Annotated in this window: 21 protein-coding genes and 1 pseudogene; 9 read left to right on the top strand and 13 right to left on the bottom strand. The window is 70.0% G+C overall.

The features are described 5' to 3' along the window. The first annotated feature begins 20 nt into the window (after positions 1 to 20). Positions 21 to 1271 carry a permease gene (locus ABIA33_RS11430; RefSeq protein WP_370080401.1) on the top strand — a complete coding sequence of 417 codons (1251 nt, stop codon included), beginning with the start codon at positions 21 to 23 and terminating at the stop codon, positions 1269 to 1271. Between the two features lie 79 nt (positions 1272 to 1350). Here ABIA33_RS11430 and ABIA33_RS11425 read toward each other — a convergent pair whose 3' ends face one another. The 4 genes from ABIA33_RS11425 to ABIA33_RS11410 form a co-directional block, all read right to left on the bottom strand. Continuing rightward, entirely contained in the window at positions 1351 to 1737 is a 387-nt protein-coding gene (locus ABIA33_RS11425) for a DUF2218 domain-containing protein (protein WP_370080082.1), read from the bottom strand. Between the two features lie 78 nt (positions 1738 to 1815). After that, positions 1816 to 2640, bottom strand: a complete 825-nt coding sequence (locus ABIA33_RS11420) for an ABC transporter permease (RefSeq protein ID WP_370080080.1) — start codon at positions 2638 to 2640, stop codon at positions 1816 to 1818. A 15-nt stretch (positions 2641 to 2655) separates the two neighbouring features. Further along, a complete protein-coding gene (locus tag ABIA33_RS11415; RefSeq protein ID WP_370080078.1) occupies positions 2656 to 3585 on the bottom strand; it encodes an ABC transporter ATP-binding protein in 930 nt (309 codons plus the stop codon). Positions 3586 to 3664: 79 nt separating this feature from the next. Next, complete coding sequence (locus ABIA33_RS11410) at positions 3665 to 3844, bottom strand: hypothetical protein (RefSeq protein ID WP_370080076.1); 180 nt, start codon at positions 3842 to 3844, stop codon at positions 3665 to 3667. Positions 3845 to 3964: 120 nt separating this feature from the next. Here ABIA33_RS11410 and ABIA33_RS11405 point away from each other — a divergent pair, with 120 nt between their 5' ends. Next, a complete protein-coding gene (locus ABIA33_RS11405; RefSeq protein ID WP_370080074.1) occupies positions 3965 to 4621 on the top strand; it encodes a TetR/AcrR family transcriptional regulator in 657 nt (218 codons plus the stop codon). A 420-nt stretch (positions 4622 to 5041) separates the two neighbouring features. On the opposite strand, the gene ABIA33_RS11400 is transcribed toward ABIA33_RS11405, so the two are convergent. Then, positions 5042 to 5368, bottom strand: coding sequence for a carboxymuconolactone decarboxylase (locus ABIA33_RS11400; RefSeq protein ID WP_370080072.1), 327 nt, complete (start codon positions 5366 to 5368; stop codon positions 5042 to 5044). A 334-nt stretch (positions 5369 to 5702) separates the two neighbouring features. Here ABIA33_RS11400 and ABIA33_RS11395 point away from each other — a divergent pair, with 334 nt between their 5' ends. From ABIA33_RS11395 to ABIA33_RS11385, 3 genes are all read left to right on the top strand, one after another. Continuing rightward, positions 5703 to 6131 carry a hypothetical protein gene (locus ABIA33_RS11395; RefSeq protein WP_370080070.1) on the top strand — a complete coding sequence of 143 codons (429 nt, stop codon included), beginning with the start codon at positions 5703 to 5705 and terminating at the stop codon, positions 6129 to 6131. Between the two features lie 360 nt (positions 6132 to 6491). Further along, positions 6492 to 7016, top strand: a complete 525-nt coding sequence (locus ABIA33_RS11390) for a hypothetical protein (RefSeq protein WP_370080068.1) — start codon at positions 6492 to 6494, stop codon at positions 7014 to 7016. Positions 7017 to 7200: 184 nt separating this feature from the next. Beyond that, positions 7201 to 7437: a hypothetical protein gene (locus tag ABIA33_RS11385; RefSeq protein WP_370080066.1), complete on the top strand. Its 237-nt coding sequence runs from the start codon at positions 7201 to 7203 to the stop codon at positions 7435 to 7437. Here ABIA33_RS11385 and ABIA33_RS11380 read toward each other — a convergent pair. The 7 genes and pseudogenes from ABIA33_RS11380 to ABIA33_RS11350 all read right to left on the bottom strand — a co-directional run. Further along, a pseudogene (locus tag ABIA33_RS11380) lies at positions 7428 to 7472 on the bottom strand (hypothetical protein); the annotation flags it as partial. The gene ABIA33_RS11385 and the pseudogene ABIA33_RS11380 overlap by 10 nt on opposite strands. A 148-nt stretch (positions 7473 to 7620) precedes the next feature. Then, positions 7621 to 8199: an RBBP9/YdeN family alpha/beta hydrolase gene (locus ABIA33_RS11375; RefSeq protein ID WP_370080064.1), complete on the bottom strand. Its 579-nt coding sequence runs from the start codon at positions 8197 to 8199 to the stop codon at positions 7621 to 7623. After that, on the bottom strand, positions 8196 to 9527 hold the full coding sequence (locus ABIA33_RS11370) for an MFS transporter (protein WP_370080062.1): 1332 nt from the start codon (positions 9525 to 9527) through the stop codon (positions 8196 to 8198). The genes ABIA33_RS11375 and ABIA33_RS11370 overlap by 4 nt, the downstream gene beginning before the upstream one ends. Before the next feature lie 30 nt (positions 9528 to 9557). Next, on the bottom strand, positions 9558 to 10484 hold the full coding sequence (locus ABIA33_RS11365) for a TauD/TfdA dioxygenase family protein (protein ID WP_370080060.1): 927 nt from the start codon (positions 10482 to 10484) through the stop codon (positions 9558 to 9560). A gap of 43 nt (positions 10485 to 10527) precedes the next feature. After that, complete coding sequence (locus ABIA33_RS11360) at positions 10528 to 11502, bottom strand: quinone oxidoreductase (RefSeq protein ID WP_370080057.1); 975 nt, start codon at positions 11500 to 11502, stop codon at positions 10528 to 10530. A 184-nt stretch (positions 11503 to 11686) separates the two neighbouring features. Beyond that, complete coding sequence (locus ABIA33_RS11355; protein WP_370080055.1) at positions 11687 to 12766, bottom strand: 3-keto-5-aminohexanoate cleavage protein; 1080 nt, start codon at positions 12764 to 12766, stop codon at positions 11687 to 11689. Between the two features lie 284 nt (positions 12767 to 13050). After that, positions 13051 to 14061 (bottom strand): AraC family transcriptional regulator, encoded by a 1011-nt coding sequence (locus tag ABIA33_RS11350; RefSeq protein WP_370080053.1) that lies wholly within the window; start codon positions 14059 to 14061, stop codon positions 13051 to 13053. A 437-nt stretch (positions 14062 to 14498) separates the two neighbouring features. On the opposite strand from ABIA33_RS11350, the gene ABIA33_RS11345 reads away from it, so the two are divergent. Continuing rightward, positions 14499 to 16001, top strand: a complete 1503-nt coding sequence (locus tag ABIA33_RS11345) for a long-chain fatty acid--CoA ligase (RefSeq protein WP_370080051.1) — start codon at positions 14499 to 14501, stop codon at positions 15999 to 16001. A gap of 120 nt (positions 16002 to 16121) precedes the next feature. Here the strand turns inward: ABIA33_RS11345 and ABIA33_RS11340 are convergent, their stop codons facing one another. Next, the gene (locus tag ABIA33_RS11340; RefSeq protein WP_370080049.1) at positions 16122 to 16544 is read right to left on the bottom strand and encodes a DUF302 domain-containing protein; all 423 of its coding nucleotides are present in this window, start codon (positions 16542 to 16544) and stop codon (positions 16122 to 16124) included. A 287-nt stretch (positions 16545 to 16831) separates the two neighbouring features. On the opposite strand from ABIA33_RS11340, the gene ABIA33_RS11335 reads away from it, so the two are divergent. From ABIA33_RS11335 to ABIA33_RS11325, 3 genes are all read left to right on the top strand, one after another. Continuing rightward, positions 16832 to 17335: a DUF1269 domain-containing protein gene (locus ABIA33_RS11335; RefSeq protein WP_370080047.1), complete on the top strand. Its 504-nt coding sequence runs from the start codon at positions 16832 to 16834 to the stop codon at positions 17333 to 17335. Between the two features lie 363 nt (positions 17336 to 17698). Next, entirely contained in the window at positions 17699 to 17974 is a 276-nt protein-coding gene (locus ABIA33_RS11330; RefSeq protein WP_370080045.1) for an isoamylase early set domain-containing protein, read from the top strand. Positions 17975 to 18392: 418 nt separating this feature from the next. Further along, on the top strand, positions 18393 to 19544 hold the full coding sequence (locus ABIA33_RS11325) for an AI-2E family transporter (protein ID WP_370080043.1): 1152 nt from the start codon (positions 18393 to 18395) through the stop codon (positions 19542 to 19544). Positions 19545 to 19651: the final 107 nt, after the last annotated feature.

Below are 19651 nucleotides of genomic sequence, written 5' to 3'. Positions count from 1 at the left end.
ACACCCATCCAGGGGCGACGATGCACGCGATTTGGCACGCACTGTCCATCACCGGCTCGATGACCTGGGAGATCACCTGGGCGCTGATCCTGGGCTTCGCCCTGTCAGCAGTCGTGCAGGCCGTGGTCCGCAAGTCCACGATCATCCGGCTGCTGGGCGATGACCGGCCCAAGACCCTGGCCGTGGCCTCCCTGCTGGGCGCGGCCTCGTCCTCGTGCTCGTACGCGGCCGTCGCGCTGGCCCGCTCCCTGTTCCGCAAGGGCGCGAACTTCACCGCCGCGATGGCGTTCGAGATCGCTTCGACCAACCTGGTGGTCGAACTGGGCGTGATCCTGGCCCTGCTGATGGGCTGGCAGTTCACGGCCGCCGAGTTCGTCGGCGGCCCCATCATGATCGTGGTCCTGGCCGTCCTGTTCCGGATCTTCCTGCGCGACAAACTGCTGCGCGAGGCCCGAGAGCAGGCCGAGCGCGGAGTGGCCGGTTCGATGGAGGGCCATGCGGCGATGGACATGTCCGTGACGCGCGAGGGCTCCTTCGCCAAACGGCTCCTGTCCCGCGAGGGCTACACCTCGGTCTCGCACGTGTTCGTCATGGAGTGGGCCGCGATCCTGCGCGACCTGGTGATCGGGCTTCTGATCGCCGGCGCCATCGCCGCCTGGGTTCCCGACAGCTTCTGGAGCACCTTCTTCTTCACCGGCCACCCGCTCGCAGCCAAGCTCTGGGGCCCGATCGTGGGACCGCTGGTCGCGATGGTCTCCTTCGTCTGCTCGATCGGGAACGTGCCGCTGGCGGTGGTGCTGTGGAAGGGCGGCATCAGCTTCGGCGGCGTGGTGTCGTTCATCTTCGCCGACCTGCTGATCCTGCCCATCCTGAACATCTACCGGAAGTACTACGGGCGGCGGATGGCCGCGTTCCTCGCCGCGACCTTCTACGTCGCCATGGTGATCGCCGGGTACGTCGTGGAGTTCGTCTTCGGGGGCCTTGGTCTGATTCCCGACCAGGCCACCGCGAAGATCCCGATGGAGGGCGTGAGCTGGAACTACACCACCGTCCTGAACATCATCTTCCTCGCGCTGGCCGCCGCCCTGCTGGTCCGCTTCCTTCGCACCGGCGGACGCCAGATGCTTGCCATGATGGGCGGCTCACCCGACACCGACCACGCACACGACCACGCCCAGATGCACGGCGCAGACCACCACCAGCACACCGGCCACGCCCCGCACCCGGATGACGGCCACCCGCCCGACCACCAGGAGGGGCATCACCACTGACGCCACCCGGCCCGCAGGCGGCCCCGGCGTACCCGAGGGGCCGCCACAGCTCGGTGAGGAGGACCCCGGCGGGCGGCGTTCACCGTGGCACCCACTGCACGGTGAGGCCCTCGCGGGCAGCGAATCGCTCGATGTTGCCACTGATGATCTGTTGCAATCTCGCGAGCTCCGCAGGGCCTGCGGCCTCAACGGCGAGCACGAGGCAGTCGGATTCCGCGGTGATCCGGCAACTGCCCGCGCGGTCTGGGAACTCGATCACGCCGTTGGGCTCGGTCCACTGCGCGCGGGGCGTCTTCCAGGCGGCGTGACTGCACAGTTGCTTGGCGTAGCGCGCGCTCCTGGCCGTGGGGACACGCGCCTCCGATCTGACGACCGTGGCCTGGTCCACCGTGGCTGCCTTGGCGCGCCCGCGCAGTCCGGCCATGGAAGCCAGCCGCGCAGTCAGGGCAGTGAGGTGAGCAGTCATGGCGGACGTGTGTGAGCGGGGGCTGTGCATCCGGACCTCCCGGTGTCGTGGAACCTCGGATGCAGGCGCGCCCCTTGGTCAGGCGTCGCGGTGCTTCATCAGGGTGAATCCGATCGTCAGGGCAATGGCCGCGTACAGGCTGAGCACGCCGAGCCCGCCCGCGGGGCTGAGGCCGCTGGTCTCGCGGTGCAGCGAGTACATCGCGTCGCCCGCGTTCATCGGCAGGTAGGGGCCGACACTGGTCTGCCAGGAGTGCGGCAGCATGCTCAGCAGGATCACCGGCACGAACAGCAGTCCGAACAGGGCGGCGATCGCCCCGGCGCTGCTGCGCAGGATCGCGCCAAGGCCCAAGCCCAGCAGACCCAGCACCGCGAGGTAGACACCGCCGCCTGCCACCGCGCGAGCCACGCCCGGATCGCCGAGGGAGGACTTCAGTAGGCCGCTGGGCAGGAACGCCTGGAAGGCGAAGTAGGCGGCGAAGCATGCCACGGACCCCACGACCAGTGCGGTGGCGGCGAACGCGAGGGTCTTGGCGGCCAGCATCATCCGGCGGCGTGGCACGGCAGCCAGGGTGGCGCGGATCATGCCCGTGCTGTACTCGCTGGTGATGGCGAGTACGCCGAGGACGCCGATCGCGATCTGGGACAGGTGCAACCCGACCAGGCTGAGCCGGATGTGGTCGGCGCTCGCCAGTTCCTGGCTACTGAGCCGACTCACCAGGAAGAGGGCGGCGAGCGCCGCCAGTACGACGTTGGCGGCCACGGCGCCCAGCAGCGTCCACAGGGTCGAGCGGACCGAGCGGAGCTTGAAGAACTCCGAGGCCAGCAGATCGCCGAAGCCCGCGAACGGGCCCCTTCCAGCCGCCCCAGAGGCGAGTGAGTGCGGTGTTGCGGTGGCTAGCATTGCCGGCGGCGCCCTTCAGTTCGGAGCCGGGGCGAGCGGGCCGCCGGCCGTGCGGTAGTCGACAGAGTCGCTGGTGAGCTCCATGTACCGCTCCTCCAGGGACACCTGATGGGTGGACAGTTCCTGCAGTCCCAACTGGTTGACCCGGGCCAGCTCGCCGACCGCGTCACCGCTGGCGCCGGTGACCTTCAGTGCGTCCGGGCCCTCGGTGACGATGGTGGCGCCCTGCGCCTCAAGCAACCGGGCCAGTGCGTCGCGCTCGTTGGAGCGGACCCGCACGAAGCTCCCCGAGCCGCTCCCCACGAAGTCCTCGACTGTGGTCTGCGCGAGCAGCTGCCCGCGGCCGATGACGACCAACCGGTCGGCAGTCAGCGCCATCTCGGTCATCAGATGGCTGGACAGGAACACCGTGCGGCCCTCGGCGGCCAGCGCCTTCAACAGGGTGCGGATCCACAGCACACCCTCGGGGTCCAGGCCGTTGACCGGCTCGTCGAACATCAGCACCGGTGGATCCCCCAGCAGTGCGGCGGCAATGCCCAACCGCTGCCCCATACCGAGGGAGAAGCCGCCCGCGCGCTTGTCTGCGACGCTACGCAGCCCGACCTGGTCCAGGACCTGCTCCACCCGCGCTTTGCCGATGCCGTTGCTGAGCGCAAGGCATCGCAAGTGGTCGCGCGCGCTTCGGCCGCCGTGCACGGCCTTGGCCTCCAGCAACGCCCCGACCTCGAGCAGTGGTCGGCGGTAGCGGGTATAGGGCCGGCCGCCCACGGTCACCGAGCCCGAGGTCGGCGCGTCCAGACCCAGGATCATGCGCATCGTCGTCGACTTCCCCGACCCGTTCGGGCCCAGGAACCCGGTCACCTGGCCCGGCGGGACGGTGAACGACAGGTCGTCGACTGCCACGGTGTCGCCGTAGCGCTTGCTGAGGCCGATTGCCTCGATCATCGGTGGTCTCTCATTCTCGTACGCTCCGACTTCGAGCCCGCGCGGACAGTCCGGGCGGATAGTCCGGGGACAGCCGTTCCTAATGGGATCCGGGGCCGAAGACCCCGGCCAGGTGCAGGACCAGCATCAGCACGACCAACACGACCGCGACCGCGATCCCGGCCATTGCCTTTCGGCGCGGCCCGCCGGTCATCGCCGCACGGTCGGACCCCGTGCCTGGGCCGTCGGCGCTGTCGGGGTGGGCAGGCAAGTCAGCCATGGAGCTCTCCAGTTGTCGCGTGCGGCGCACGCCTCCGGTAGGAACACCTCCAGTTTTACGAGACATAGTGTCGCTGTCAAGTCGATATGTATCGATGGCGTCGACGTGTAGCATGAAAGCGTGCCAAAACTGTGGAACGAGACGATCGAGCAACACCGCCACGCGGTGCGCGACGCGATCATGGAAACCACCGCGGCCCTGGTCACCGAGCACGGCCTGGCATCGGTGAAGATGACGCAGATCGCTGAGCAGGCAGGCATCGGGCGCGCGACGCTGTACAAGTACTTCCCCGACGTCGACGCGATCCTGATCGCCAGACACGAGGGCCACGTCGAAGCCCACCTCGCGCAACTCACCGAGCTCCGCGACCGGCCAGGCACCCCCGACGAGCGGCTGCGCGCGGTCCTCGGGGCCTATGCGCTCATCTGCCACCACCGCGCGCGGCACGCCGGAACCGACATCGCGGCACTCGTCCACCGCGGCGAGCCGATCGCCCGCGCCGAGCAGCGACTCGTCGACCTGTTCCGCGACCTGCTAGCCGAGGACGCGGCCACCGGCACGCTGCGCGACGACGTAACACCCGACGAGCTCGCGACCTACTGCCTGCACGCACTCGCCGCAGCCGGCAGCCTGCCGGACGAGGCCGCGGTCCACCGCCTCGTCACGGTCACCCTGGCCGGGCTGCGCCCGACGGCCCAACCCTCCGTCTCAGCCCCCGCCGAACGGGCGGACGAGTACCACGCCCCCCATGACCATCACCGCCACGGTCGCCATTGAGCCGGCTGACGGGCGCAACGCGCCCTGCGGCAGCTCAGTGGTGGAAGGCTGTGGCCGCGTTCTTGTCGTGACTCAACGGGTGGGGCTGGCTGCGGAGTTCAGGGAGAGGAGGCTTGACGGCGGGGCGTCCTGACGTCCTGGGGTCGACGCGAAGCCCCGGTGACGACGCAGTCCACGGCCAGCACCGGCCCGGAGACGCTTGGCCCCGGCTGCGCCTGATCGGCGTAGCCGGGGCCGCCCGGCAGTACCCGCTGACGTGGCCCAGGGCTACCGGGCGTCTCGGAGCGTTCCCGCGCGAAGGGCCCAGATGCGCCGCTCGTCGACAGCGGAACATCCGGCTCCTCGACCTGACGTTCGCCAAGAAGGAGCCGGACGGATCAGTTGATCGCTGCCGCCACCATGGGCCTGCAGGCGGCGGGGCTACGCTCCGAGCTCGGTCTCGGCTTCGGCCACGGCGATGACGATTCCAAGTGCCTCGGCGATGTGGGTGGCCGCCGACATGACTCGGGCGGTGCCCACGATGGGTGCGATCGCGACCAGCACGTCCTGCAACTGGCTCGCGGTCAAGTTGGCCTTGATGGCCGGGTCGAGGTGGGCGAGGTACGACATCGGCGGCGCGTCCATGGCTGCGAGCGCGGCGATGCGGGTGAGGATGAGCATGTCCATGGGCAGCCCGCAGCGCTCGATCGAGTCGAGGGTCATGGCGGCCAAGGTGTCGAGGACAGGTGTTTCGGACGAGGTGGTCATGTGGGTCATCTCCTGAGGTTGTCCGGGAACCGAGGTATCCGAGGGGAACTGCGACTCCTGCATCGGATCGACATTCTCGACAATAGGGACCTTCCAACCCGCCTGCATCCCACCACCGGTCATGCGGTACCCGCATGACCGGTGGTGCGGGCGGCGGAGCCTGTTCCATGCATCCCCTTCGGCGCACCCATCGCCCCTGGCGGCGCCTGCACGTGCTGTGGCTGTCGCGGTGTCTGGCAGTGCCGCCTGGCTGCTTCCGTGTCAGGCTGGATCTGCAGGTCTGCGGCCAGGTCGCCCGCTTCGGCGACGAGGTAGTTCTCGAAGGAGCCCGAACATGGCCAGCAACGTCAGTGGAGCACCCATGGGTGCTCAGGTTTCCCGGCGGCCACTCGCAACCGGCTGGACCGTCTTCGCCGCTGTTCTGATGATCCTCGGCGGTGTCTTGGCGATATTCGAAGGGATCTCCGCCATCGCCAAGGACGACCTGATCGTCGTCACCCGCAACTACGCCTACAAGATGAACACCGCCGGCTGGGGCTGGATCCACCTCATCCTGGGGGTGCTCATCGTCGTGGCAGGTGTGGCCCTCTTCAGTGGCGCCGTGTGGGCACGCGTCGTCGGCCTCGCCCTCGTCGGTCTCAACATGATCGCCAACTTCCTGTGGCTGCCCTACTACCCGTTCTGGGCCATCGTGCTGATCGCCATCGACATCTTCGTCATCTGGGCACTCTGCGTCGGAACGACGAGAAAGGCCGGTGACTGACGATTCGCCGTTGCCGGCCGCCGGCTATCGGCTCGGGAAACCGGGCGGAAGGCGGCCGGCGAGGTCGGGCAGGAGCGTGGTGAGGGAGGCACCACACGGTCGCCGGCCCTGGCTCGACGCGCATGGTTCCTGTACCGGCAGGGGCGGACGGTACGGCCGCGCGGTGATGGTGCCGGACGCGCGGCGCAGTCGGCCCCGCCCGGCCGGGCGCTTCGGATTCTCCCTGGGTCGGCTGCAACGCCTTGCCGAGCGGCCGTGCCTGATGGCGTGTCCGCGCGCTGCGGCCATTCGACGGATCGGGCCCGGTGTTGGCGGCCCGCCCCACCAGGCGGCCCCGACTGCGCCGCTTATGTTGGGAAGATGAGCAGTCCAGTCGTCCCGCCCCGGGAAGGGGACCACGATGGGCCACCCGCAGCGGAGCACACGGACTACGCGGGCGCGGTCTACGGGTCCATGCTCGCCGCCTCGGTAGTGGCGACCTCGAGCGTCGTCGGCGGGTACCCGCGCCTCCAACTCGCCGTCATGCTGATCGTCACCGGCCTGGTGTTCTGGGGCGCCCATGCGTATGCGCGGCTGGCCGGTGAGAGGTTGGTCGGACAGGGGATCACCTGGCGCGAGACCCGGCAGGTCGCGGGGCACGAGTGGTCCATCGTGGAGGCGGCGATGCTCCCGGCGGCGGTGGTCCTGATCAGTCCGGCTCTGGGGTTGGGCCTGGCCGGGACGGCATGGCTGGCGCTGAGCATCGCCGTGGCCCAGCAGGTCGTCTGGGCGTTCGTCGGAGCGGTCCGGGCCGGCGCGAGCCGCCGTCAGGCGGCGGTCGAGGGGCTGGTCAACCTCGTCCTGGGCCTGGTCATCGTGGCCGCCAAGGCGGCCCTCGGGCACTGACCCGTTCTCCGGAGGGAGGCCCGACCGGCATGCGCCACCCGGACGGGTGCCGCTGCGGAGGCATCCGTCCGGTCGCCGCGGAGTGGTCATCGCGAGGCGATACACCTTGGCTGAGAGCCTTCGGCGATCCGCTATCCGCGCCCGGGAGGTGACGTCCGTGACACGAGGTGAAGGTCCTGTTCCGGTGAACGAGGCTGAGCATGCGATGCTGGATGCCCTGTTCACGCTGTCCCCGGCGGGCCTGCACATGCTCGACACCGAGCTGCGAGTCGTCCGGATCAACACGGCCACGTCTGCCATGCAGGGCGGCCCGGTACGCGCCCCGGCCGCGAACTCGGCGAACACGCCAGCAGAGTTCAGCCGCGCGCCCGGGAACCATGTCGCCCCGGGCATCGCGGCGTCGGCGAGCACCTCGTCGTAGCCGGAGACGGCGTCGAGGCCGTCGTACTCCCGCACAGCCGACCAGAACCCGGGCAGGTCGCCGATGCTTCACCGCCGGCCCAGGCCGGGCTCGGGGGCCGCATCAGGTCGGTGTGGGTGCTCATCATCGCCTTCCGGTGCTGCGGGTGGGAGTACGACGGGGAGTACGACGGTCTCTTCGCCGTCAGCCGAGGTCGAGTGCTCGGACGAGCTCCTCCGCCTGAGGCCACAGGCCGTAGCCGGAGGCCGGGTTGAGGTGTCCGACCGGGCCGAGCCCGACCACGCTGCAGCCCCATGCCTCGGCGAGTTCCGCTACCCGCTTGGGGTGGGCGAGCGGGTCGTCATCGCTCACCGCGACGATGCTGGGGAACGGCAGGGCATACCGGGGGGTCGGCGTCCAGCCGTTCTGCCGGAGAACCTCCGGAGTGGGGTAGCCCTCCGGCATGGGGGTGTCGAAGTCCGGCGGCGTCGCCAGCAGCGCGCCGTGGACGAGACGCCGGGTGCGCAGCGCCCAGTGCACCGTGATCATCACGCCGGCGCTGTGGGCGACCAGGACCGGCGGTCCCGGGATCTGCGCCACCACCTGTTCCAGGGCGCTGACCCGGGCTTCGCAGTCGAGCTGATCGCTGGTCAGCGGCGGGACGGTGCGGACGTCCCGGCCGGCGGCGGCGAGCCGTTCGGCGAGGATCGTCTGCCAGTGATCGGCGACGTGGTCGCGCAGACCGGGCACGATCACGACCGGGGGAAGGCCGGGGCCGCTCATGCGGTTGTCTCCCTTTCGTGGGTTTCCGCCGCGAGGAGCCCGCGCAGGCGGTTCAGATCGGTGGCGTAGCGGCTGCGGCCGAGCAGGAAGCACGCCGTGGCCAGGATCGCGACCAGCGGGACCAGTTGCAGGGCGCCGAGCAAGCCGGTCCGGTCGGCGATCAGGCCGGTCACGGCCGGCCCAGGGGCGAGGCCGAGGAGGCTGTTGGCCAGGGTGAGCGTGCCGAAGGCGGTCGCCGGGATGGCGCCGGGCGTCAGATTGGCGACCATGGCGGCCGCGGGGCCGGCGGTGGCCCCGGACATCAACGCGCCGGCGCCCAGCAGGAGGAGTTGCGGCGCCCCGGTCGGCAGGTGGAACGCGGCCAGAAGCAGGACCAGTGAGCCGAGGCTGCAGGCAATGGCGACGGTCCACTTGCGGACCGCTACCGTCCGGCTGATCCGGTCGGAGACCATTCCGCCGCCGATCATGCCGACGCCGATGAGCAGGGCGAAGATCCCCGCCACCGCGCCGGCCTTGGCTGTCGGCAGGTGGTAGTAGCGGTTGAAGTAGCTGGGCAGCCACGCGATGAGAGCGCCCGGGATGAACAACTGGAGCCCGCTGCCGACGTAGGCGCTGAGCACGGAGACCGAGGAGAACAGTTGCGGCAGGAGGCCGCGGAGCGGGGCGGCCTCCGCGCGGTCCGCAGCAGTCGCGGCCTGCCCGGGGGCGAGCCTCTTCTCCGTGACCACCAGGGCGAAGACCGCGGCCAGGACCAGGCCGAAGATGCCCATCGAGCCGAACGCCCAGCGCCAGCCCAGGTATTGGCCGACGAAGCCGCCGATCGCGACACCGAGGACCGAGCCGAAGGCCCCGCCGGCGATGAACGCGCCGGAGAGGGTGGCCCGCTTGGCGACCGGGAAGACGCTGAGGACCACGGCGATCCCGACGCTGCCGTACGCGGCCTCGCCGATCCCGACGAAGAGCCGTCCGACGAACAGTTGGCCGTAGCTCGCCGACACCGCGCAGCCAAGGGTCGCCACGCTCCACAGCGTTGCGGCGAGCACCAGGCTCCGGACCCTGCCCCACCGGTCGGCCAGGAGGGACATCGGGAAGGTGAGTACCCCGACCGCCAGCGCGACGACGCCGCTCAGCGAGCCCAACTTGGCGTCCGTCAGCAGCCATTGGGCCTTCAGCAGCGGGAAGACCGCGTTGAGCACCTGCCGTGACATGTAGTCCGACAGAAGAAGTCCGAAGCTCAGTGCGAAGACCACCCTCGCATAGCCTCGGGAGACCAGGAGTTGGGGGGCGGTTGCCGCCGTCTTGGACTCCGTAGTGCTGTGAAACGCCATTGTTGCCACCTCGCCTGTTCTATTCCGGGATCAGAAGGGTCTGTCTCCGACAATTCCGGCGCGCTCCATCTTGCGGACGGCGGGCCAGTAGTCCTGGACGGCGTAGTGCTGCGTGGAGCGGTTGTCCCAGATGGCCACGCTGTTGGGCTGCCAGCGCCAGCGGACCTGGTACTCGGGGATCGCGGCCTGGCTGGTCAGGTAGTTCAGCAGGTGGCTCGCGCCGGGCGCGTAGTCCTGGCCGAACCGGACGTTCTGCGGGGTGTGGAAGTTCACGAAGTGCGTGGCGAAGCCGTTGACGAAGAGGATCTTCTCGCCGGTCTCCGGGTGGGTACGCACCACCGGGTGTTCGGCGTCGGGGAACTGGGCCTTCAGCTTGTGGCGCGTCTCCATCGGCATGACTGCGCCGAAGGTCGCCTCGATGCTGTGCCGGGCGCGCAGTCCTTCGATCTGGATCTTGATGTGCTCGGGGAGCCGGCGGTAGGCCTCGACCATGTTGACCCAGACGGTGTCGCCGCCGACCGGGGGCGACTCCACGCAGCGCAGTACGGCGCCCAAGGAAGGGTTCTCGCGCCAGGTGCCGTCGGTGTGGAGGGCGTTCTCGTAGTGCTCCGGCTTGCTGTCCAGATCCTTGTAGATTCGGACCAGCCCCGGGTGATCCGGGTCGCTGCCGGCCACCGGGTGGTCCTCCAGCGGGCCGAGGCGCTCGGCGAAGGCCACGTGCTCGGCGCGGGTGATGTCCTGGTCACGCAGGAACAGGACCTTGTACGTGAGCAGGAGTTCCTTGATCTCGGCGAAGAGATCGTCGTCGCGCGAGGCGTCGCCGAGGCTCACACCGGACAGCTCGGCGCCGATCGTGCAGGTCAGCGGCTCGGCCTTGATCGAGCGGCGGACGGACGGACGCACCAGGGCGGGCACGCCGTCGGCCAGGCTGGAAGTCTGGCTGGTGGTCTGGCTCATGGTGATTCCTCCAGGGGAGGTTGGGGGTCCACGCGAGGCGTGGTCAGAGGACGAAGACGGAGGACCCAGTGGTCCTTCCTGCTTCCAGGTCGCGGTGTGCCTGCGCCGCGTCCTTGAGTGCGTAGCTCTGGTTGATCTCGATCTTGATCCGGCCCGCGGCGACGTGGCCGAACAGCTCGCCCGCGAGCTCGGCGCGCTCCGCCGGGTCTGCGATGTAGTCCGCGAGCGCGGGCCGGGTCACGAAGGCCGAACCGTGGATCGCGAGCTGCATGGCGTCGATCGGCGGGACCGGGCCGGAGGCGGTGCCGAAGCAGACCAGCAGGCCGCGGCGCCGGAGTGAGCCGAGGGAGCCGGCGAAAGTGGTCCTGCCGACGCTGTCGAACACGACCGGCACCCCGACGCCGCCGGTCAGCTCGCGCACCCGGTCGGCGACGTTCTCGTCCCGGTAGTACACGATGTGGTCGCAGCCGTGGGCTCGGGCGAGTTCGGCCTTCTGCTCGGTGGAGACCGTGCCGATGACGGTGAGTCCGAGCAGCTTGGCCCACTGGCAGACGATCAGGCCGACGCCGCCGGCCGACGCGTGGAGCAGGATTGTGTCGCCAGCCTCGAGCGGGTGGATCCTGCGCAGCAGGTAGGCGGAGGTGAGGCCGCGCATGGTCATGGCGGCGGCGGTGGTGAAGTCGATCGCCTCGGGCAGCCTGATCAGCGAGTCGGCGGGCATGACCCGTTCGGTGCTGTAGGCGCCGAGCGGGCTGCCGGTGTACGTGACCCGGTCGCCCTCGGCGAAGCCGGTCACGCCGGGGCCGACGGCTTCGACGACGCCGGCGGCCTCGACGCCGAGTCCGGCGGGCAGCGGGGCCGGATAGAGGCCGGTGCGGAAGTAGGTGTCGGCGAAGTTGAGCCCGACGGCGGCGTGGCGGAGCCGCACCTCGCCCGGGCCCGGATCACCGACTGCGACCTCCTCGTACCGCAGGACGTCGGGGCTGCCGGTCTCGTGGAAGCGGATGGCGTGCGCCATGGAGGTACTCCGTTGTTCGTCGCGGACGCGGGGACCCAGCGACGCGGGGACGCGCCGTCGGGCGGGTCGGGCGGGTCGGGCGGGTCGGGCGGGTCGGGTGGGCGCGTCCGCTGGTGTCGATCGGGGTTGCGGTCGCGGGACGCCGGTGGCTTCGGGATGCGGACCGGCGTCCCGCGCCCGCGGGTCAGGCCGACAGCGCGGAGTTCGCCGGGTTGGTGTCGCGCAGCATGGAGCCGCGCCGACCGGGCCGGCGGTTGGGCACCATGCCGAGCTGGGCCAGGGTCTCGTCGGCGCCCGAGTACCACTCGCCGATCTTGTAGATCTTCTTCGCCTCCTGCCCTGTGGCGATCTCGCGGCCGAGCGCGTCGGCAATCTGGACCATCTGCTCGACCTGCTCCACGGAGGACGTCCGCTCGCCCTTGCGGCGCCACAGGTTGTCTTCGTTGCCCACCCGGACGTGGGCGCCCAGGGCGATGCCGATCGCGTTCATCGGCGCCACCGCGCGCATGGAGGCCTCGATGGTGAGTACGGCGCCGTCCGGTACGCGACGGATGAACTCGATCAGGTCGGCCGGGTGCCGGCCGGCGAACCCACCGCCGATGGCCACGTAGTTGAGCACCAGGGGACCGCTGTAGACGCCCTTGCGGATCAGCCGTTCCACGGTCTCCAACTGCGCCGTGTTGGCGAGCTGGAAGTGCGGCTGGATGTCGTTGGCGCGGAGCCGTTCGAGATGTTCGAGGTAGAAGTCCGGCCCAGCCTCGACCACCATGTCCCGGTAGGCCTTGTAGTAGGCCGGCTTGGCGATCGAGGTGCCCTCGATGTCCTCGTCGTCGAAGAGTTCGACGATGTTCATCTGGTTGGTGTTGATCGCGATCGTCACCTGGTCCGGCCGGGGGGTGATCTCGGCCAGCATGTGGCGGGTGTCATAGCTGAGCCACTTGGCGCCGGCCCCCTCGTCCTCGGGGGCGAAGGAGATCGACCCGCCGATCTGCAGGACCATGTCCGGCACGGCCTCGCGCAGGCGGGCCATCAGCTCGTTGAACATCGACATACGCTTCGAGCCGTGGCCGTCGAGCTCGCGAACGTGGATGTGCAGCACGGTGGCGCCCGCGTTGTAGCAGTCGACGGCGGCACGCACATGCTCGTCCATGGTGAGCGGGAGGTCGTCGGCGTCGCCGGGCAGCCACTCCGGCCCGTAGGGCGCGGCCTGGATGACCAGCTTCTCCTGGTTCTCCGGGTACAGCGAGTCGTCGTGGAAGTGCACGGTCCGTCTCCTTCGTCGGATGGGTGGCACCGGCCGGGCGCGAGGTGCCGGCGGCGCGGGCCGCTGGGATGTGGGGGGCGATGGGCTGTCCGGGCCGGCCGAAGCGGACCCGGATGACGTGGCGATCGGCAGGAGCGGCGGTAACTGACGGGTCTGCCGCTCCTGCCGTTCTCGCGGGAGCCGCCCCTGCCGTTGCGGTGCAGCCACGGTAGGACTCGCCGAAGGTCGGTGCTTGACCTACGGTGACACGAGACTTGCCATCTGGGGACAGCCCGTCCCGATCACTACCCGGCGGACTGCCCCGGGCCGTTCCGCCAGTCCCTCGCACTGCAGCCGAACTGCCCGCGGAACCAGCGGGAGAAGGCGCTGGGCGCCGAGAACCCCAGCAGGTCCGAGATCTCCGTGAGCGACCGGCGCGGGCTCGCCACCAGCTGCTCGGCGAGCTGTACCCGGGTCTGGTTCAAGAGCGAGGAGAAGGTCTCGCCCGACTGCGCCAGATGCCGGTGCACCGTGCGCCGTTCGACGCCGAGGCTGCGGGCGATCTGATCGATCGAGCACCGCCCGGTCGGCAGCAGCGCCTCGATCAGCTCTCGCACCTGGCCGAGCATCCCGTTGTCCCTGGGCACGGCGATGGCTTTGAAGTACTGCTGGGCGTAGGTCCGCAGCAGCGGGTCGGACATGGCATTGGGCGAGTCGAGATCCCCGGCGTAGAAGACGATGCCGTTGAATTCCTGGTCGAACTCCACGGTCGAACCGAGAACCCGCCGGTGCTCGCCGACGCTCGCCGGCGCGGCGTGGGTGAAGCAGACCGCCAGCGGCTGCCACCGAGAGCCGAGGAAGCTGAGCAGGACACGGTGGAAGGCGGCCACGGCGAGTTCGATGGCTTGGCACTGCGCCATGGCTTCGCCCGGGTCCAGCTCGACCTCGAGGGTGGCGACGCCGTTGCGCTCGGAGAGCCGGGCGTGCATCGCCTCGTTGTACATGTGCTCGTGGCGCAGCAGCAGCCCGAGGGCGCTGCGGACGGTTGGTTCCTCCCGGACCACCAGGCTGATCGGACCGAGGTTGGAGAAGCGGCGGAGCTCCGACATCCGCAGGCCGAAATCGTCGCACCGGGCGGCTGCGGCCGACAGTTCCAACAACTGGACCACGGCGGCCGCGGGGATCCACCGGTCCTGCACAGCGAGCTGGGCGGCGTCCAGTCCCACGCGCTGCAGCATCGCCTGCGGGTCGACGCCGAGGGAACGGCTCAGCTCGACGTAGCCGTTCAGCGCCGCGGTGCGCACCAGAGGCCTCATGGCTCGACTCCCCTCCTCCTGTCCCCAAGTGGTAAGCCACCTGTCACCTGAAGTCAAGCGATGCGGCCGGTCGCGGCCTAGCGTTGCACCACCGCAGAGCCGACGGGCGCAGGCCTTGATCAGCACGCTGCGGTGAACACCCCGGCAGATCGTCCGGCCCCGTTCCTGGTCGGCAACCACGCCGTCCTGCACTCCCGCACCCAATACCAGGACCAGCCCGGCTACCAGCACCATCTGCTGCGACTGTGGCTGACGCTCCATCAGGGGCCGGCCCCTACCCCACAACCTGTGGGCGGATCCGTCCCGGATGGAGAGCGGCGACGGCGAGGCGGAGTTCCGCCGCTCGACGTGATCGCCCCACAGCGTCCACCAGGCCGCAGCAGCCTCCGCGTCCCGCACCCGACCCGCCACCGCGCCCGACCAAAGGAGTCCACGCCGTGACCAACCTTGCCTCCCTCCTGGCAGCCTCCGCCCGGACGCACGGCGGGCGCACCGCCGTCCGGCAGGACCGGACCGCCCTCACCTACGCCCAACTCGACGACGCCAGCGCCCGGATGGCCAGGCTGTTGCACGCCGACGGCGTCCGGCCGGGCGACCGCGTCGCGCTGGTCCTGCCAAACGTCACCGTGTTCCCCATCGCCTACTACGCCGTGCTGCGGGCCGGCGCTGTGGTGGTGCCGATTAACCCGCTACTGAAAGCCCGTGAGATGGCGTTCGTCCTGCAGGACTCCGGGATCCGTACGGTCGTGACGGCCCCGCCGCACGCGTACAAGGTCGCCGAGGCCGTGGCCGGCGCCAGGATCGGCAGCCTGGTCATCGGGGCCGCGACCCTCGACACCCTGGTCAGCTCCATCGCGCCGATGCCCGAGCTCGTCGACCGGTCGGCGGACGACACAGCGGTGATCCTCTACACCTCGGGTACGACGGGGACGCCGAAGGGCGCCGAACTGACGCACAGCAACCTGGTGGGCAACGCCCTCACCTCGGTCGAGACGCTGCTCCAACTCGGGCCGGACGACGTGCTGTTCGGCGGCCTGCCACTGTTCCACGCCTTCGGGCAGACCTGCGCCCTGAACGCCGCCGTCGCGGCCGGCGCCGCGCTGACCCTGCTGCCACGCTTTGACCCGCAGCTGGCGCTGGAGATCATCCAGCGGGACGGGGTCACCGTCTTCCTCGGCGTGCCCACGATGTACACGGCGCTGCTCAACACCGGGATCCCGGACGGCCTCGACGTCTCGCGGCTGCGGCTGGCCGTGTCCGGTGGCGCGGCGCTTCCCGTCGAGGTCCTCCATGCCTTCGAGCGCGAGTTCGGCGCCGTCGTGCTGGAGGGCTACGGGCTCTCCGAGACGTCCCCGGTTGCCTCGTTCAACCACCCCGACCAGCCCCGCCGGCCCGGCTCGATCGGCCTCCCCGTGCGCGGCGTGGAGCTGAAGCTCGTGACGGCCGACGGGACCGCCGTCGGGACCGGCCAGGTCGGCGAGATCGCTATCCGCGGCGAGAACGTCATGAAGGGCTACTGGAACCGACCGTCCGCGACCGAGGAGGCCTTCCACGACGGCTGGCTGCACACCGGCGACCTCGCCCGCGTGGACGAGGACGGCTCCTACTACATCGTCGACCGCAAGAAGGACCTGATCATCCGCGGCGGCTACAACGTCTACCCACGGGAGGTCGAGGAGGTGCTGTACGAGCACCCGGCGGTGGCCGAGGCGGCCGTCGTCGGCGTTCCGCACGAGATCCACGGGGAGGAGGTCGCCGCCGTGCTCACACTCCGGGACGGCGCGCAGGCGACCACCGACCAGATCCGCGAGTACGTCAAGGAGCGGGTGGCCGCCTACAAGTACCCCCGGATCGTCACATTCGTCGACCAGCTCCCCAAGGGGGCGACCGGCAAGATCCTCAAGCGGGAGATCGTCGTCGAACAGCCCGCCGGGGCCTGACCTCGGCGCGGACTGCCCGCGCCGGTCCGGGCGGGCCGCCATCAGGGGATCAGGCGCTCGTTGCCTGCCGCCCGGGCGGGCAGCACAGGGGTGCAGCGCCGCGTCTGGACCGCGCGGAGGTCAGACAGGGCCGACTGCGGTCGACACCAGTTCAGGGACGCGATTCAACGGCTGCATCAGCGCATCCGGGACTCCGTACCGCCGGCCCAGCTCCCGGACGTCCTGGTAGCTCACCCACACCCCGCCACGGCCGTCGGCCCACACCAACGCGCGCAACGGTAGCTCGAGTGCGAAGAGCCGGGAGGCCGTCATCGCCGCAGTCCCCACGCGTGGGTTGCCGAAGACGAGCAGTTGGGTCTCCCTCATCGGCACGCCGATGCCGCGTGCCGCCGAGCCGTGGTCCACCACCGCGAACAGGGCAAGCCCGCTCGCCTCGATCTCGCGTTCCAGCCGATTCACCGTGTCCGCGACCGAGAAGGGGCTGGCCACCGTGACCAGGCCAGTGCCTTCGGAGTCCTGCGTCATCACCACGGCATCAACCATCGTTTCCGACCTCCGGAGCAGGCGGGGAATGCCGCAGCGGGCAGTGAGTAACCAGGTGTACCACCGAGCCGTCAGTTCAGCTCAGTGATACACGCCGTTCAGATTCCGGCGCGGAGCGTAGGTGACGGCGAACCGCCGGCGACCGTCGTCCTGATGGCCCCCGGCCGACCAGGTGTGGTGCTGCGTAGTTGCCGTCACTCCTTCGCTCGTCCCGCATGGCGACGGGCTCAGCGGGCTCTGACGATGAAGGCGCAGATCCATGCCCGTGAAGAGATCGGAGATCGCACATGGCAACGTTGACGGTCTGGCGCTTCCCCACGCCTACGGGATCGGAAGCCGCCCTGAACACCCTGAAGGACCTGCAGAAGCAGCAGTTGATCACCCTTCAGGACGGGGCGGTGGTGACCTGGCCGGAGGGCGCCAAGAAGCCCAAGACCCGTCATCTGGTCAATCTCACCGGGGCGGCCGCCCTCGGCGGCGCCTTCTGGGGAATGCTGTTCGGACTGATCTTCCTCGTTCCGATCCTCGGCATGGCCGTCGGCGCGGCCTTTGGCGCGCTCGGAGGTTCGCTCGCCCACTCCGGCGGCATCGACGAGAGCTTCGTCAAGCAGGTGCGTGAGCGCGTGACGCCCGGCACCTCCGCGCTCTTCCTGCTCAGTTCCGACGCCGTGCTCGACCGGGTCAGGCCCGCCTTCGAGGGCTGGGACGCGGAACTGATCCAGACAAACCTCTCCACGGAGGAGGAGTCGCGGCTGCGGGAGGCGTTCGGCGAGGAGCAGGAGGCGCACTGAGCCCGCGGCACCCCACTCCGCCAGGGGGCCGGGCCGGACGCGCCGCAGGCGCCGCGCGGCCGGTGCCGCCGCACGACGCCGTGCAGGTGACACGCGAGCATCCGGATCGGAGGCGGGAAGCATGACGGCCGAGGCACACCCCGCGGGACAACAGCCGCCCGAGCGGACGGAGTGGTACTCCCGCTCCCCGGAGTGGGTCTCGCGGGCGCTCGACGAGCCGGGCTTCAGCGACGGACGGCTACCGCCGCACATCGCCCGCCATCCGAGTGGGCCACTCACCCGGACGGCGGCGCACGGCGGCGCCCCCGCGCCGGCGCAGTCAGGATCAGAAGCACACCCTCGTTGTCAAAGGAGCTGATGGCCATGCTGGAACGCACCCGGCACAAGAACACCACGCAGGTCACCTTCGTCGTTGCCGCCGACCACCCGTGCGGTGAAGTCAGTGTCGTCGGTGACTTCAACGACTGGCAGCCCGGAACCCACCCGCTTCGCGCCCGCAAGGACGGCACCCGCGCGATCACCGTCGCCATGCCGACCGAACAGCGCGTCCGCTTCCGCTACCTGGCCCACGGCGACTACTGGTTCGACGAGGACAGCGCCGACGGCCACGACGGAACCAACTGCTACGTGCACACCTGACCCGACCGCGCCGCCGCCCGGACGTTCCGGTGCACGACCGGACCCACTCCCCCACGCCGAAGCAACTATCCGGCAGCAGCCTGGTCGCCCACCGGGACGAGGCCACTGACGGCCGGTCAACACCTGGCCGTGGATCCTCGGCAGGCACGTCATGCTGCCTGCCGGACCCCTCACCCGCACCCTCACGACGACCAGACCATGTGCCCGGGTAGCCAACCATCAGATCAACGACTCGCCCCCGACAACCCAGCAGCCCTCCAAGGCGCCCCGCCTGCCGCAAAGGCCCTGGGGACGTACTACCGATCTCACAACCGCTGATCCGCCCGCGGGCGCGGGTGTGCGGGATGAGTCTCCGGGCAGGTGAGCAGCGAGTCCCTTCCCCCGCGACGGGGGACGGGACGGCAGGGAAGGACTGTGGGTGGTACGCCGAGCCCGGAACGTGGTGCGAGGCAGCCGGCCTGCCCGATCCCGGGTACCGGTCGGCCGGATCCGTACGGCTGGACAGCCGTCGGCCGTACGCGCCGGAGTACGGGTTCACCGTGCACTGCGCGTCGCTGCCGCCTACGCGTGGCGCCTCCTGGTCGTCGGGGCACTCGTGTTCGTCGCCTTCACGGCCCTCCAGCGGTTGCAGCTCGTCGCGGTCGCGGTGTTCGTCGGCCTGGTGCTGACTGCCCTGCTGCGGCCCCCGGCCGACCTGTTCGCGCGCCGGATGCCGCGGGCTCTGGCCGTCGTGGTGGCGATGGTGGGAGGTCTGCTTCTGTTCCTCGGTTTGCTGGCCCTGGTCGGCGACTCGGTGGCGAGGGAGGCGAGCAGTCTCGGGAGCGAGTTCCGGGGCGGTCTTGGTCAGATCGAACGTTGGCTCGAGCGCCGGCCCTTCCACCTCAGCCACGCGGCGGCCTCGGACCTGCAGGGGAAAGTCGGCACGTTCCTTTCGACTCACCGCTCCGTCCTGATCAGCCGGGCACTCAGCGGGGCCAGCCAGGTCGTCCAAGTGGCCACAGGCCTGGCACTGGCCGTGTTCTGCTCGGTCTTCTTCATCCACTCGGGCGAGGGAATGTGGCGTTGGGTCCGCGACCAACTGCCAAGCCGTGCCCGTTCCCCTTGGGACCGCGCGGGCCAGGCAGCCTGGCATGCCTTCGCCGGCTACACCCGCGGCATCATCATCGTGGCCGCTTCCAACGCCGCACTGGTCGGCATCGCCCTGGTCATCCTGCGGGTGCCGCTGGCCCTGCCGCTGACGCTGCTGGAGTTCTTCGCGACCTTCATCCCCTTGGTTGGCTCGCCAATCGCGATGGCCGTGGCCACCGTGGTGGCGCTGGCCGGACGCGGCCCCCTGACCGCCGCGCTCGTGCTGGTCCTCATCGTCGTCATCGGACAGATCGAGGGGCACCTGCTCCACCCGCTGGTGATGAGCTGGGCGGTCAAGCTGCACCCGGTGGTCATCGCCGTCTCGGTCATCTCCGGAACCATCGTCGCAGGAGTGATCGGCGCCGTCGTGGCGGTCCCCGTCATCTCGGTCGCCTGGTCCGTCATCCGTGAACTGCGCTCAGACGCGCCCGGCCGCCAGTGACAACCGGCGCCACTCCCGGTGGCCGCGCCAAGGCACCGCACCCTGGCGGAGATGGGTCCGGATGCCCGCTGGCGCAGTCATCTGACGAGTAGCCAAGATCTCTCCTG

The sequence above is a fragment of the Streptacidiphilus sp. MAP12-16 genome, from assembly GCF_041262165.1.
Lineage (GTDB): Bacteria > Actinomycetota > Actinomycetes > Streptomycetales > Streptomycetaceae > Streptacidiphilus.
The sequence above is the reverse complement of the archived record's forward strand: the minus strand, read 5'-3'. Positions and strand labels throughout refer to the sequence as shown.